At 63.5% G+C, this 13,357-nt stretch carries 15 protein-coding genes; 11 read left to right on the top strand and 4 right to left on the bottom strand.

Features of this window, described 5'->3' with window-relative positions:
* Positions 1-73: 73 nt before the first annotated feature.
* Positions 74-1,270 (bottom strand): ABC transporter substrate-binding protein, encoded by a 1,197-nt coding sequence (locus FQU96_RS15020; RefSeq protein WP_146542082.1) that lies wholly within the window; start codon positions 1,268-1,270, stop codon positions 74-76.
* A 299-nt stretch (positions 1,271-1,569) separates the two neighbouring features.
* Here FQU96_RS15020 and FQU96_RS15025 point away from each other — a divergent pair, with 299 nt between their 5' ends.
* From FQU96_RS15025 to FQU96_RS15055, 7 genes are all read left to right on the top strand, one after another.
* The gene (locus FQU96_RS15025; RefSeq protein WP_146542083.1) at positions 1,570-2,016 is read left to right on the top strand and encodes a cupin domain-containing protein; all 447 of its coding nucleotides are present in this window, start codon (positions 1,570-1,572) and stop codon (positions 2,014-2,016) included.
* A 117-nt stretch (positions 2,017-2,133) separates the two neighbouring features.
* Positions 2,134-3,270 carry an iron-containing alcohol dehydrogenase gene (locus FQU96_RS15030; RefSeq protein WP_146542084.1) on the top strand — a complete coding sequence of 379 codons (1,137 nt, stop codon included), beginning with the start codon at positions 2,134-2,136 and terminating at the stop codon, positions 3,268-3,270.
* A 19-nt stretch (positions 3,271-3,289) separates the two neighbouring features.
* On the top strand, positions 3,290-4,498 hold the full coding sequence (locus tag FQU96_RS15035) for an ABC transporter substrate-binding protein (protein ID WP_255468342.1): 1,209 nt from the start codon (positions 3,290-3,292) through the stop codon (positions 4,496-4,498).
* Positions 4,499-4,844: 346 nt separating this feature from the next.
* Positions 4,845-5,600 (top strand): ABC transporter ATP-binding protein, encoded by a 756-nt coding sequence (locus FQU96_RS15040; protein ID WP_146542085.1) that lies wholly within the window; start codon positions 4,845-4,847, stop codon positions 5,598-5,600.
* Positions 5,593-6,297 carry an ABC transporter ATP-binding protein gene (locus FQU96_RS15045; protein WP_146542086.1) on the top strand — a complete coding sequence of 235 codons (705 nt, stop codon included), beginning with the start codon at positions 5,593-5,595 and terminating at the stop codon, positions 6,295-6,297. Before FQU96_RS15040 ends, FQU96_RS15045 begins: the two co-directional genes overlap by 8 nt.
* A gap of 41 nt (positions 6,298-6,338) precedes the next feature.
* Positions 6,339-7,220 carry a branched-chain amino acid ABC transporter permease gene (locus FQU96_RS15050; protein ID WP_146542087.1) on the top strand — a complete coding sequence of 294 codons (882 nt, stop codon included), beginning with the start codon at positions 6,339-6,341 and terminating at the stop codon, positions 7,218-7,220.
* Positions 7,217-8,155 (top strand): branched-chain amino acid ABC transporter permease, encoded by a 939-nt coding sequence (locus tag FQU96_RS15055; protein WP_146542088.1) that lies wholly within the window; start codon positions 7,217-7,219, stop codon positions 8,153-8,155. Before FQU96_RS15050 ends, FQU96_RS15055 begins: the two co-directional genes overlap by 4 nt.
* Before the next feature lie 41 nt (positions 8,156-8,196).
* On the opposite strand, the gene FQU96_RS15060 is transcribed toward FQU96_RS15055, so the two are convergent.
* Positions 8,197-8,574 (bottom strand): helix-turn-helix domain-containing protein, encoded by a 378-nt coding sequence (locus FQU96_RS15060; protein WP_178130522.1) that lies wholly within the window; start codon positions 8,572-8,574, stop codon positions 8,197-8,199.
* A gap of 89 nt (positions 8,575-8,663) precedes the next feature.
* Between FQU96_RS15060 and FQU96_RS15065 the strand changes: the two genes are divergently transcribed.
* On the top strand, positions 8,664-9,062 hold the full coding sequence (locus tag FQU96_RS15065) for a hypothetical protein (protein WP_146542090.1): 399 nt from the start codon (positions 8,664-8,666) through the stop codon (positions 9,060-9,062).
* A gap of 70 nt (positions 9,063-9,132) precedes the next feature.
* Entirely contained in the window at positions 9,133-10,416 is a 1,284-nt protein-coding gene (locus FQU96_RS15070) for an aspartate aminotransferase family protein (RefSeq protein WP_146542091.1), read from the top strand.
* A gap of 39 nt (positions 10,417-10,455) precedes the next feature.
* On the opposite strand, the gene FQU96_RS15075 is transcribed toward FQU96_RS15070, so the two are convergent.
* Both FQU96_RS15075 and FQU96_RS15080 read right to left on the bottom strand, forming a co-directional pair.
* On the bottom strand, positions 10,456-10,797 hold the full coding sequence (locus tag FQU96_RS15075) for a hypothetical protein (protein ID WP_218574725.1): 342 nt from the start codon (positions 10,795-10,797) through the stop codon (positions 10,456-10,458).
* 12 nt (positions 10,798-10,809) lie between these two features.
* Positions 10,810-11,136 (bottom strand): NIPSNAP family protein, encoded by a 327-nt coding sequence (locus FQU96_RS15080; RefSeq protein ID WP_146542093.1) that lies wholly within the window; start codon positions 11,134-11,136, stop codon positions 10,810-10,812.
* Positions 11,137-11,294: 158 nt separating this feature from the next.
* Here FQU96_RS15080 and FQU96_RS15085 point away from each other — a divergent pair, with 158 nt between their 5' ends.
* Complete coding sequence (locus tag FQU96_RS15085; protein ID WP_146542094.1) at positions 11,295-12,263, top strand: aldo/keto reductase; 969 nt, start codon at positions 11,295-11,297, stop codon at positions 12,261-12,263.
* A 25-nt stretch (positions 12,264-12,288) separates the two neighbouring features.
* The gene (locus FQU96_RS15090) at positions 12,289-13,341 is read left to right on the top strand and encodes an amidohydrolase (protein ID WP_146542095.1); all 1,053 of its coding nucleotides are present in this window, start codon (positions 12,289-12,291) and stop codon (positions 13,339-13,341) included.
* Positions 13,342-13,357: the final 16 nt, after the last annotated feature.

The raw sequence follows: 13,357 nt of genomic DNA on the forward strand, positions 1-13,357 counted from the left end.
AGGCATTCGCGCCCAACTCAAACGGAACGACGGTTCGTGTGAACCGTCGTTCGCTTGAGCCGGTGGTGCCAACTCAGTTCTTGATCAGTGGGCAGTTGCTGTCCTTGAGCGGACGGTAGGCCTGATCGCCCGGTACGGTGGCGACCAGCTTGTAGATGTCGTCCTTGCTCTTGGATTCGGCCGGCGCCTTCACCTGGAACAGGTACATGTCGCGGATCAGCCGGCCATCGGCGCGCACTTTGCCGTTCTTGGTCATGAAGTCGTTGACCGGCAGTTCGTGCAGCTTGGCCATCACCGCCTTGGGCTCGTCGGTGCCGGCAGCCTGTACGGCTTTCAGATAGGCGAGGGTGGCGCTGTAGACGCCCGCGGTCAGCATGCTGGGCAGCTTGTCCTTGCGCTTGCGGAAGCGGGCCGTCCATTCGCGGGTCTGGTCGTTGAGATCCCAGTAGAACGCCTCGGTCAGCACCAGGCCCTGGGCCACCGACAGGCCCAGCGACTGCACGTCGGTGGCGAACACCAGCAGGCCGGCGAGTTTCTGGCCGCCCTTACCGATGCCGAACTCGTTGGCCTGCTTGATCGACGTGATCGTGTCGGCGCCGGCATTGGCCAGACCGATGATCTTCGCCTTCGAGGCCTGCGCCTGCAGCAGGAACGACGAGAAGTCCTGGCTCGACAGCGGATGCTTGACGCCGCCCACCACCTTGCCGCCAGCCGCCTTGACGACCGCGGTCACATCGCGCTCCAGGGCGTGGCCGAACGCGTAGTCGGCGGTCAGGAAGAACCAGCTGTCGCCGCCGTCCTTCACCACGGCCGAGCCGGTCACCTGGGCCAGCGCGTAGGTGTCATAGATCCAGTGGGCGCCGGTCGCCGAACACGATGCACCCGTCAGGTCGGCCGTCGCCGAGCCGGTGTTGATGTCGATCTTGCCCTTTTCCTGGGCGATCTTGCGCACCGCCAGTCCGACCGACGACGTGTCGATGCCGGTGATCATCTTGACGTCGTCGATGTCGTACCACTTGCGCGCCAGCGCGGCGCCGACATCGGGCTTGTTCTGGTGGTCCGCGGATACCACTTCGATCGGGCGGCCCAGGACCTTGCCGCCAAAATCATCAACGGCCATCTGTGCCGCTTCAGGTTGACCTGCGGTCAAGTCACCATAGACACCAGAGAAGCCTGCAAGAACGCCGATTCGGAACGGCGCCTGCTGCGCCCAGGCGCTGCCGGTGGACAGCAAAGCCGCGATGGCGGCGCCGACGATGATTTTTTTCATGAAACCTCCCGCATACGCAAATTGCACATACAGGTCGTTATAAACATTTCACAGATGCGAAACCATAGCACCCCATCGCAGAGCGGGGCGGGACGGCGGCAACAGGTGTGCCAGTCGGGCAACTTGCGCGACGTGCAAAGGCGTTTGCTTTTCAAGCAACAGACTTTGCATAGTAAGCAAATTGATGTTGACTATAATGCAAAACATTGAGAGTAATGCTGTGTGCAGCGAAGGCGTGGACGGATTGCAGCGACATGCCGGGCGCATCAGTTCCAGCGATTTTGATGAGGGAGGAGCTCATGAGCGAGACGGCACGCCCATCGCGCAAGGATGGGGACCACGCGTTCGAAGCCATTCATGCCGACGAGCGTCCCTGGGAGACGCTTCGCTTCGACGGAGTCCAGAGCAAGATGCTGTTCCACCCGCGGCCGGATCGGCCCACGGAACCCAATGCAGGATTTGTCCGCTATGCACCGGGCACAGGCTATCCGCTGCACCGGCATGACTTCGCGCAGATCTGGTACATCATGGAAGGCGAATTCATCGTCGACGGCAAGACGTACGGGCCCGGCACGATGGTGTTTCATCCCGATCCGCACTTCGAAGCGGAAATGCACACCAAGACCGGCGGTGTCTGGCTCATCGTCCAGTACCAGGGACCCAGCACCAGCCAGCCGGCCATTTACGAAGGCCGCTTCAATATGACCGAGCGCAAGCCGCTGGCGCAGGAACGCCTCGACGTTTGAGCCGCGGCCTCGCGTGATCTCGCCGCGGGCGGTTTGATCGCCCGTCTTCGGCGACGCACGTCTTCAATCCTCAACTCGACAATGGCGCCGAGCGACCGCTTCGGCGCGTGCAAGCGCATGGCCATCATCAACTACCTTACGCACATCCGCTTCGAGCCCGGAGCTCTCGCGGCCCTGGCCGATGACCTGTCGGCGCTGGGGATCCGTCGTCCATTGATTGTCACCGACCGGGGGATCGTCCAGGCCGGCCTTCTGGACCGACTGGTGGCGGTATTGCCAGGTTCTCTGCGCAACCCGCCGGTCTTCTCGGCAACACCGCCGAACCCGACGGAAGTCGCCGTCGGCGACGCGTTGGCGACGTACAACGATCACGCCTGCGACGGCGTGATCGCACTGGGCGGTGGTTCGCCGATCGACCTCGCCAAGGCCGTTGCGCTGATGGCCACGCATGACGGTCAGATGGAGCGCTACGCCGCCGTTCACAGCGGTGCGGCGCTTATTACCAGCGCCGTCGCGCCAGTCATTGCCATCCCGACGACGGCTGGAACTGGCAGCGAGGTTGGTCGCGCCGCGCTTGTCACACTGAATGACGGGCGCAAGCTCGGTTTCGTCAGTCCTCATCTCATTCCACGGCGCGCGATCTGCGATCCGGATCTCACAACAGGATTGCCGCCTGGACTGACGGCCGCGACCGGCATGGACGCGCTCGCGCACTGCATCGAGACCTTCCTGTCGCCGCGGATCAATCCGCCCGCAGACGCCATCGCACTGGATGGCGCCGGTCGCGTCTGGCGCAATATCGAGCGGGCCGTGACCGATGGGACCGATGAACAGGCTCGCTGGGAGATGATGATGGCGGCGCTTGCCGGTGGGCTCTCCTTTCAGAAGGGCCTCGGCGCCGTCCATGGATTGTCGCATGCCCTGGGTGGCCTGAAGGAGCCCAGCCTGCATCACGGCACCCTGAACGCTGTTCTCCTGCCACCCGTGCTGCGGCTGAATCGCGCCGCCGCGGGTAGCAAGTACGAACGTCTCGCTTCGGCGCTTGGCCTGGACGCAGGGACCGACCTCGCCGATGCGATCGAAACACTCAACGCGCGTTTGGGGCTGCCTTCCTCGCTGAAGGGAATGGGCATTGCGCCGACAGTGGTGAGCGACATGGCGCAGCGGGCCATGGCCGATCACTCCACACCGACAAATCCAAGAGCGATGACCGTCGCGCTCTACGAACAGTTGCTGCGCGGCGTTCTCGCGTGACGGCACAGGGGAGGTTTCAGTGGCAAGGTATACTCTGACCGCAGCATGGCTTCTGGGTTTCGCGTGCGTGCTCAACGCGCCGGCGAGCCGGGCCGACGGAATGTCCGACGGTGTGATCCGGATCGGTATCTTGAACGACCGCTCGGGGCCGTACGCTGACTTGACGGGCGAAGGCTCCGTGGTCGCCGCGCGCATGGCGGCAGAGGAGGCGGGCGGCACCGTTGCGGGTGTGCCCATCGAGATCATCTCTGCCGATCATCAGAACAAGGCCGACGTCGGAGCCGCCGTCGCCAGACGTTGGTTCGACGCCGGCCAGGTCGATGTCGTTGCCGACCTGTCGAACTCGGCGGTCGGCTTCGCGACCGTCGGGCTCGCAGCGGAAAGGAACAAGATCGTATTGAATGCCTCGGGTTCCGCCGACTTCACGAGCAAAGCCTGCACGGCCATCTCCTTCCAGTCGCCGTACAACAGCTACACCAATGCATTCGGACTGGCGAGCGCAGTGACGAAGCGTGGACTCGACTCGTGGTTTCTCGTTACGGTCGACTATGCCTTCGGGCGTGCGCTGGCGACGGATATCCGCCGCGCCGCTGAAGCGAACGGCGGCAAAGTGCTCGGCGAGGTCCGCCATCCGGTCAATGTGACCGACTTCAGCTCGTATTTGTTGCAAGCCCAGTCGTCGGGCGCCAAGGTGATCGCCCTGGCGAATGCCGGCAACGACTTCGTGAACAGCCTCAAGCAGGCGGTCGAGTTCGGCATCACAAAGAAGCAGGTCGTGGTGGCGCCGACCGTCTTTCTGACGGATATCAACGCCATCGGCTTGCCGACAGCCCAGGGGCTCCAGTTCATCACCGGGTTCTACTGGGATCGTGACGATGCCTCGCGGGCATGGGCGAAGCGATTCTTCGAACGTCACGGCGCGATGCCGACCATGAGCCAGGCCGGCGTATATTCGATGGTCCGCCACTACCTTCGTGCCGTCCAGGCCGTCGGCACGGATGACGGCCCGACGGTGGCTGCCAGGATGCGCGACCTTCCGGTCACCGACTTTTTCGGCGGCCGCGTGCGGGCAGACGGTCAGTTCCTGCACGATATGTACCTGGCTCGCGTCAAGAAGCCTGCCGAATCGCAGCGCAAATGGGACTATTACGACATTCTCTCCACGATCCCCGCCGAGCAAGCCTTCCGTCCCGTGGAGCAGGGCGATTGCCCGATGATCAAAAAGTAAGACGGTGTATCTGTTGCATGCAATAACTTGTCTTGCATACAATATCTTAAAATGCATACAATAGAACCATGAAGCAGATCAGCCGTGCCGGCATCCGGTTCCGTTCGCTGCGCTCGGCGTGAAGCATGATATGTGCCACGTGGTGCCGTTGTCGTTTCGCACGAAGCGGGAAACATCTCCGCGAGCCAAGACGTCCCGATCACGCCGGGAATGACAACCATACGATCCGGTGAGGTCGCGCGGCGAAACAAGGCTTTGGATTTGACACGGTCGGTGGCGTTGTTTTTGTTTGCGGGCTCGTGCTATGGCTCGGCCTACAGGGAAGGCACGCGTACAAGAAGGCAAGATGGCAGACGATATTATTCTCGAGGCGACAGGCCTGACGAAGGAGTTTCTGGGATTCGTCGCTGTTAAGGATGTCGATTTGCGCGTGCGTCGTCATTCGATCCACGCGCTGATCGGTCCTAACGGCGCGGGGAAGACGACGTGCTTCAACCTGCTGACCCACTTCCTAGTTCCAACCTCGGGACGCATCCGCTTCAACGGCAACGATATCACCGGCAGTTCGCCGGCCGCGATCGCACGCATGGGGCTGGTGCGTTCGTTTCAGATCTCGGCCGTGTTCCCGCATCTGTCGGTGCGCGACAACGTTCGCGTGGCTTTGCAGCGGCCATTACGCAACTCTTTCCAATTCTGGCGCAGTGAACGTGTTCTTGACTCACTGAATGCGCGCGCCTTGGAATTGATCGACGCGGTTGGCTTGGGACCCTATGCCGAGTTGCCCGCGGTGGAGCTGCCGTACGGCCGCAAACGCGCGCTGGAGATCGCCACGACCCTCGCCCTCGATCCGGAGATGATGTTGCTCGACGAACCGATGGCGGGTTTGGCGCACGAGGATATCGATCGCATCGCTGCTTTGATCCGCAAAGTCGCGGCTGATCGCACGGTGCTGATGGTCGAACACAACATGTCCGTGGTCGCGGACCTGTCCGACATGATCACGGTGCTGGCGCGTGGCGAGAAACTGGCCGAAGGGCCATACGGCGAGGTGTCCAAGCATCCCCAGGTGATTGAAGCTTATGTCGGGACCGGTCATGGCTGAGCCGCTTCTGAAGGTCTCGGGCCTGCACGCCTGGTACGGCGAATCGCACATTCTGCAGGGCGTCGATTTCGAGGTCGGGAAGGGCGAGATCGTCACCCTGCTGGGCCGCAATGGAGCCGGCAAGACGACGACGCTGAAGTCGGTCATGGGCATCGTCGGCAAGCGCCAGGGCAAAATCGTGTTCGATGGCGAGGAGACGGTCGGCCGGCCCTCGGACTTCATCGCGCGCTGCGGCATTGCCTATTGCCCGGAGGAGCGCGGCATTTTCGCCAGCCTCAACGTCGAGGAAAACCTGATGCTGCCGCCGGTCGTGAAGCCGGGTGGCGTGACGATCGACGAGATCTACAAGCTGTTCCCCAATCTGTTGGAGCGGCGGCGCAGCCAGGGCACGAAACTGTCGGGTGGCGAGCAGCAGATGCTGGCCATCGGCCGCATTCTGCGCACCGGCGCCAGCATGCTGCTGCTGGACGAACCGACCGAAGGCCTGGCGCCGGTGATCGTGCAGCGGATCGGCGAAGTGATTCGCCAGCTGAAGGCGCGCGGTTTCACGGTGCTGCTGGTGGAGCAGAATTTTCGCTTCGCTGCGACGCTGGCCGACCGGCATTACATCGTCGAGGACGGCCGGGTGATTGACATGATCAAGGCGGCCGACGTCGAGCGCAGTATCGACAAGCTGCACGAATACCTGGGTGTTTAAGATGACCATCCTTGACACCGCCGCGGGCGGGTGAGGGCGCGATGTTCGAATTGCTCGGAATCCCGCCACAGGCACTGTTCGGCCAGCTGTTGCTGGGCCTGATCAATGGTGCCTTCTACGCCATGCTCAGCCTTGGGCTGGCGGTGATCTTCGGTCTTCTCAACGTCATCAACTTCACGCACGGCGCCCAGTACATGATGGGGGCCTTCGCGGCCTGGCTGATGCTGGGCTATCTCGGCATCCCGTTCTGGGTCTCGCTGGTGCTGGCGCCGATCATCGTCGCCTTGTTCGGCGTGCTGCTCGAACGCCTGTTGCTGCGACGAATCTACCACCTCGATCACCTCTACGGCTTTCTGCTGACTTTCGGCCTGGCGCTGATCATCGAGGGTCTGTTTCGATGGCGCTGGGGCTCATCCGGTCAGCCCTACGACAACCCGATACCTGGCGGCGTCAATCTCGGATTCATGTTCCTGCCGTACTATCGTGGCTGGGTGGTGGTGGCATCGCTCGTGATCTGCCTGGCCACCTGGTATGCCATCGAGCGCACGCGGCTGGGTGCCTATCTGCGGGCGGCGACGGAAAATCCGACGCTGGTGCGGGCCTTCGGCATCAACGTGCCGCGCATGATCACGCTGACCTATGCCTTTGGCGTCGGGCTGGCGGCACTGGCCGGTGTTCTGGCGGCGCCGATCCAGCAGGTTTCGGCGCTGATGGGAACCAACCTGGTGCTGGTGGTGTTTGCCGTCGTCGTGATCGGCGGTATGGGCTCGATCATGGGTTCGATCGTCACCGGCTTCGGGCTAGGCGTCATCGAAGGCTTGACCAAGGTGGCCTATCCGCCGGCGTCGAACATCGTGATCTTCGTCGTTATGGCCGTGGTTCTGCTCGTCAAGCCGGCTGGCCTCTTCGGGCGGACCAAATGACCTCACGGACCTTCGGTTTCATCCTGCTCGCGGCGGCGCTGGTTGCGCCGTTCGTGGCCTATCCCGTGTTCCTGATGACGGCGCTGTGCTTTGCGCTGTTCACCTGTGCCTTCAATCTGCTGATTGGCTATGTCGGCCTGATGAGCTTCGGCCATGCGATGTTCTTCGGCATGGCCGCCTACGTCTGCGGCCACGCCATCAAGGTCTGGGGCTGGCCACCCGAATTGGCACTGCTGGCCGGCGCCGCCGTTGCTGGTGCGCTGGGCGTTGTCACCGGTGCGCTGGCGATCCGCCGACAGGGTATCTATTTCGCCATGATCACCCTGGCGTTCAGCCAGATGGTCTTCTTCTTCTGCCTGCAGGCGCCATTCACCGGCGGCGAGGACGGGCTGCAGGGCGTGCCGCGCAGCCCCATGCTGGGCGGTCTGCTGCCGATCCAGAACGATACGGTCCTGTACTATGTCGTCCTGGCGATCTTCCTGTTCGGTTTCGGCGCCGTCTATCGCATCATCCACTCGCCGTTCGGACAGGTGCTGAAGGCGATCCGCGAGAACGAGCAGCGCGCCATTTCGCTGGGCTACAACGCTGATCGTTACAAGCTGGTTGCGTTCGTCCTGTCGGCGACCCTGGCAGGACTGGCGGGTGCGCTCAAGGCGATCGTGATGCAGTTTGCGACGCTGACCGACGTGACGGCGGCGATGTCGGGCGAGGTCGTGCTGATGGCACTGATCGGCGGCATTGGCACCATCTTCGGACCCGTGGTCGGCGCTTTGGTGATCATCACCATGCAGAACTACCTTGCTGCCACGGGCGAGTGGGTCCTGGTGATTCAGGGTGTCATCTTCGTCGTCATCGTGCTGGCGTTCCGCAAGGGTGTGGTCGGCGAGATCGCCGATCGCTGGCGCGCGTATACGACGCGATCTTCGAAATCCTGACACCGGCGTGTCGCCCCGGGCGGCAGCCGGGGCGGTCGGTGTCAGCGGAGCACTCGAAGCGGCGGTCGGGGCAGGGTCGGCGGCGTCCAGACGACGCCATCCTTGGCCAATCGGGCCTTGCCCCAATCCATCATCGGCGTCAGCAGGGAAACCAGTCCGTGGCCGTCCGGCGTGAGGGCGTACATTGACCCGCTGCTGTTGCGTGTTCGCCGGATAATGCCGTCCGCCTCCAGTTCCTTGAGAAGGGATGACAGCACCTGCTGGCTGACGCCGGCGGTTGCCTTGCGCAGCTGGCCGAAACTCAGCCGGTCCAGCGACAACAGATAAAGGATGCGCACCTTCCACTTGCCCGAGACGATGGCTAGCACCGTCTCGACGGGGCAGGGATCGAGCGCCGGGCGTTTGCGGTCGTAGGGCACTCCTGCGGGCTCCCAGGTCAGAAATTTCTGTGTCTGGCGCCACCAAGGCTAGCATGGAACGCTGGCCCGTCGCTGCGTTGGAGAAGCCGATGGCCCGGAAGATCCTGAAATACTCGTTGCTGGCCGGGGTTGCCTATTTCTGCTGCATGGCCGTTGCGCACTTCTTCGGGCTGAAGGTACCGATCCTGTTCGTCTACTACGACACGCCTTTCTATGCCTATCAGGACAAGATCATCGCGTTCGCCGTCGTCACCTACGCATGTCTGTTCTTTGCCGGCGCGCAGCACGGCGCCGTCGTTCCCGCCGTGCTGGTGTCGATCTGGGTGACGGTGCTGGGCCTTGGCGCCGTGAACGTCTCGCAGGCGCTGCAGGAGGTTCTGTCCGGCCGGTCGACCACGCCTTATTGGATCCAGACCGCGCTGATCGCGGGCTACGCGATCTGGTTGACGATCTTCTACGGCCGTTCGCGGGCGCAAGGCGCGACCTGATTTTCCAGGGTTGGATCGCCGGGTCGTCCGCGCTACCGTCAGGATCATTCCGTCGATCCTGGTGAAATCCATGACACTGCGTGCATCGGAGACCGAGTCCTCCATCGTCGAGACGGCGCGACGCGTGCTGCCTGCCGGCGGCTTCGGCAACACGACCAGCGAGGTCGTTATTCGCGAAGGTAAGAACGGCCGCGTCTGGGATGTCAGTGGCAATGAGTACGTCGACTTTCTGCTCGGCTCGGGGCCGATGCTGGTCGGCCATGCGCATCCCGACGTCACCAAGGCGGTGCTGGAGCAGGTGCCGCGCGGCACCACGTTCTTCGCCAACAACGAGCACGGCATCCAACTCGCCGACGCCATCGTCGAGGCGGTCCCGTGTGCCGAGAAGGTGCGTTTCGTGTCGACCGGCTCGGAGGCGGACCTTTACGCCATGCGCGTCGCGCGCGCCTTTCGCAAGCGCGACAAGATCCTGAAGTTCGAGGGCGGCTATCACGGCATGAGCGACTACGGGCTGATGAGCCTGTGGCCGACACGGTCGGGCAACTTCCCGCAGGCGGCACCCGACTCGGCCGGCATTCCCGCCGCCTTGCGCCAGGAAATGCTGGTGGCGCCGTTCAACGATCTCGATGCGGCATCGACGCTGATCAGCGAGCACCTCGACGATCTGGCCGGCGTGATCGTCGAGCCGATGCAACGCTCGGTTCCACCGCAGCCAGGCTTTCTCCAGGGCCTGCGCGAGATCACGCAGCGCCACGGCATTCCGCTGATCTTCGATGAAGTCGTGACCGGCTTCCGATTCGCGTATGGCGGGGCACAGGATTTCTATAGCGTGACGCCCGACATCTGCACCCTGGGCAAGGTGGTGGGCGGCGGCTTCCCGCTGGCAGCGATCGCCGGGCGGGCCGACATCATGGCGCATTTCGATCGTGGCGCCGTGGGCGAGGCGGGCTTCCTGCCGCAGATCGGCACGTTGAGCGGCAATCCCATCGCGGCGGTCGCGGGGTTGGCTACCCTGGAGGTTCTGCGTCGCCCCGGCGTCTACGAACGCCTGTTCGCCACCGGCCGTACGCTGATGGAAGGCCTGCAGGCACGCCTCGACAAGGCCGGCGTCAAGGCACGGGTGATCGGCGTGCCGCCGCTGTTCGACGTGGTGTTCGCCGACGGTGAGATGCGCGACTATCGCGATACCGCCCGCGGCGATGCGCAGATGATGCGCCGCTTCAATCAGGCCCTGCGCGAAAACGGCGTGTTCAAGGGCGACAGCAAGTTCTACATCTCGCTGGCGCACGACGAGCGCGATGTGGCCACGACACTCGCCGCGTTCGACGCCGCCGCCAGGGCGTTGGCGGCATAGCCGGGGGCGCGGGCCAGAGGGCCCGCGCCCAGGTTTTCCTCAAATCACCCGACGCAGCACGTGGTGGCGGTTCTTGGTGTAGGGCCTGACTTGCGTTGCCCAGCGGCCGGCCTCCACCGCCTCCTGCCATGCCGGACTGAGCAGCACATCAGGGCTGTCGAGTTCGTAGATCGCGGTGTAGGTGGGAACATCCTCACCGGTGATCGGTTTCTTTTCACCGCCGATCATGACGGCGGCGGCCTCAGTCTTGGCGCGGCGCACAGCGCCGACGCCGGGAACCTTCTGCATGAACCCGATGTGCTCGGCGTAGATCTCGTTGAACAGATCTTCCTTGCTGGGCTCGATATCCATGGAGACGATGAATAGATATTTTCCAGCCACGATCACCCTCCGTTATTTGACCGACGAGAATGCGGTCGGCTGCAGGAGGGCGTTGCTGACGTTGGCGACGATCTGGCCGTCCTTCTCGGTTTCGGCGCGCGCCGCCAGCCATTCCGGATCGGTGGTGAAGCGCGTCCATTTCTGCTCGCGCTCGGCCAGCGACTCCCAGGCCAACAGATAGTACAGGTCCTGGTTCGACTCGCCGACGGCCACTGTCCAGAAACCGGCCTGACGAATGCCGTGCTTGTCCCACAGCTTCAACGTGATGGTTTCGAAGCGCTTGAGTAGCGCCGGCAGGCGGCCGGGCACGCAGCGATAGATGCGAAGCTCATGAATCATGGGGCGTTTCCCTGGGCTGATGAACCGGTGCCCATCTTAGCGGTGTCGGCTCAATTGTCGCGAGTCCGCCGGCTGCACATCTGTCAGTCGGGTTTGGCCGTTCTCTGCTGGCCGGGCGGCCGGCATGCTGGAACGGTCATGTCGCGGAGGCACGGTGCATGGATTACACCACGCTTGGCCGGACCGGTTTGCGCGTCAGCGTCGCCGGCCTGGGATGCGGCGGCAACAGTCGAATCGGACGTGGTACCGGACTTGGCGAGGACGAGTCCGTCGCGCTGGTGCGTGAGGCGCTCGATCTGGGCGTGAACTTTATCGATACCGCCGAGGCCTATGGCACGGAGGACCTTGTTGGCCGCGCCATTCAGGCCGTGCCACGCGACTCGGTGGTGATTTCGACCAAGTGCCTGACCCGCCACGGTGGAAACCTGCAGTCCGCGACCGATGTGGTCCGCGCGCTGGAGGATTCGCTGGGTCGGCTGGGGACGGAGTATGTCGATGTCTTTCATCTGCATGCGGTGGCACCGGCGGCCTACGCGCATGCCCGCGACGTCCTGGCGCCAGCCCTGCTGCGTGAAAAGGAGAAAGGCAAACTGCGCCATCTCGGGATTACCGAGACCGGTCCTCACGATCCCCAGCAGGCGATGCTGCAACAGGCCGTTCACGACCCATGCTGGGAAGTGATGATGCTGGCCTTTCACATGATGAACCAGGGCGCCCGTCGGCAGGTTTTTCCCCACACCCGGCGTGAGGGCATCGGCACCCTGCTGATGTTCGTGGTGCGCAATATCTTCAGCGTCCCGGGCCTGCTGGCGCAGACAGTGAAGGGCCTTGTCGCGGAGGGCCGGCTGCCTGCCCGATTCGGTGACACCGAGGCGCCGCTGGACTTTCTTTTGCATGCGGGCGGTGCCACCAGCCTCACCGATGCGGCCTATCGTTTCGCACGCCATGAACCGGGTGCCGATGTGGTGCTGTTCGGCACCGGCAAGCGCGCCCACCTGCGCGCCAACATCGAGTCGATCCTCAAGCCGCCGCTGCCGGCCGCAGACGTGCGGACGCTTTACGATCTGTTCGGTGATCTGCAGGGTGTCGGGCTCGACCTGCCTGGTCGCGTGCAGGCGAAAGCGTGATCTTGAGAGCGGAGGAGACAGGCCCATGAACACGACGGCTTCATCACCGTTTCACGGTTACCTGCCGGTACGCGAGGACTGGCTCGACCGCCGCCGCGAAGAGATCCTCGAGCCGGACCTGCCGATCGTCGATCCGCACCACCATCTCTGGGATCGGCTGGGCTGGCGCTATCTGCTGCCCGAACTGCTGGCTGACACCAACAGCGGTCATAATATCGTGGCCACGGTGTTCGTGCAGTGCCGGGCCATGTATCGCGCCGACGGTCCGGCGGAACTGAAACCGCTGGGCGAGACCGAGTTCGTGAACGGCATCGCGGCGATGAGTGCCAGCGGCGGCTATGGCCAGACCCACGTCTGCGAGGGCATCGTCGGTCATGCCGACCTGACGTTGGGCGCGCGGGTCGAGGCGGTTCTGGACGCCCATCTGCGCGTGGCCGGTGACCGCTTCCGCGGCATTCGCCACATCGCGGCCTGGGACGCCGATCCGTCGATCGGAAATCCCAACTACGCCGTGCCGCAGGATCTGATGCAGAGCGCTGCCTTTCGCGAGGGCTTCGGGCGGTTGGGCAAGCTCGGTCTGTCGTTCGACGCTTGGCTCTATCATCCGCAGATCGACGACCTCGCGGTGCTGGCCAGTGCGTTTCCCGATACGCCCGTCGTGCTCAATCACGTCGGGGGGCCGCTGCACATCGGCGCCTACACAGGCAAGCAAAAGGACGTGTTCGCCCGCTGGCAACCCGCGATCCGGGCCCTCGCTGCCTGTCCCAACGTGCACGTCAAGCTGGGTGGCCTCGGCATGCGCATCAACGGCTTCGACTTCCACGAGAAGGATGAGCCACCGTCATCCGAAACCCTGGCCGCGACGTGGAAGCCCTATGTCGAAACCTGCATCGAGGCCTTCGGTGCGAAGCGTTGCATGTTCGAGAGCAATTTTCCCGTCGACAAGGGTTCGTATGCCTATCCGGTGTTCTGGAACGCCTGCAAGCGGCTGGCCAAGGGTGCCAGCGCATCGGAGAAGGCTGACCTGTTCAGTCGAACCGCGGCGCGATTCTACCGGCTGGCCAGCGTAGCGCAGTGACCGATCCTGCGGTGGG

The organism is Reyranella sp. CPCC 100927 (genome assembly GCF_007859315.1).
In the GTDB taxonomy this organism is placed as follows: Bacteria; Pseudomonadota; Alphaproteobacteria; order Reyranellales; family Reyranellaceae; genus Vineibacter.

Coding starts and splice junctions, on each gene's coding strand:
- FQU96_RS15020 (WP_146542082.1), bottom strand. CDS start 1,270: ATGAAAAAAATCATCGTCGGCGCCGCCATCGCGGCTTTGCTGTCCACC.
- FQU96_RS15025 (WP_146542083.1), top strand. CDS start 1,570: ATGAGCGAGACGGCACGCCCATCGCGCAAGGATGGGGACCACGCGTTC.
- FQU96_RS15030 (WP_146542084.1), top strand. CDS start 2,134: ATGGCCATCATCAACTACCTTACGCACATCCGCTTCGAGCCCGGAGCT.
- FQU96_RS15040 (WP_146542085.1), top strand. CDS start 4,845: ATGGCAGACGATATTATTCTCGAGGCGACAGGCCTGACGAAGGAGTTT.
- FQU96_RS15045 (WP_146542086.1), top strand. CDS start 5,593: ATGGCTGAGCCGCTTCTGAAGGTCTCGGGCCTGCACGCCTGGTACGGC.
- FQU96_RS15050 (WP_146542087.1), top strand. CDS start 6,339: ATGTTCGAATTGCTCGGAATCCCGCCACAGGCACTGTTCGGCCAGCTG.
- FQU96_RS15055 (WP_146542088.1), top strand. CDS start 7,217: ATGACCTCACGGACCTTCGGTTTCATCCTGCTCGCGGCGGCGCTGGTT.
- FQU96_RS15065 (WP_146542090.1), top strand. CDS start 8,664: ATGGCCCGGAAGATCCTGAAATACTCGTTGCTGGCCGGGGTTGCCTAT.
- FQU96_RS15070 (WP_146542091.1), top strand. CDS start 9,133: ATGACACTGCGTGCATCGGAGACCGAGTCCTCCATCGTCGAGACGGCG.
- FQU96_RS15080 (WP_146542093.1), bottom strand. CDS start 11,136: ATGATTCATGAGCTTCGCATCTATCGCTGCGTGCCCGGCCGCCTGCCG.
- FQU96_RS15085 (WP_146542094.1), top strand. CDS start 11,295: ATGGATTACACCACGCTTGGCCGGACCGGTTTGCGCGTCAGCGTCGCC.
- FQU96_RS15090 (WP_146542095.1), top strand. CDS start 12,289: ATGAACACGACGGCTTCATCACCGTTTCACGGTTACCTGCCGGTACGC.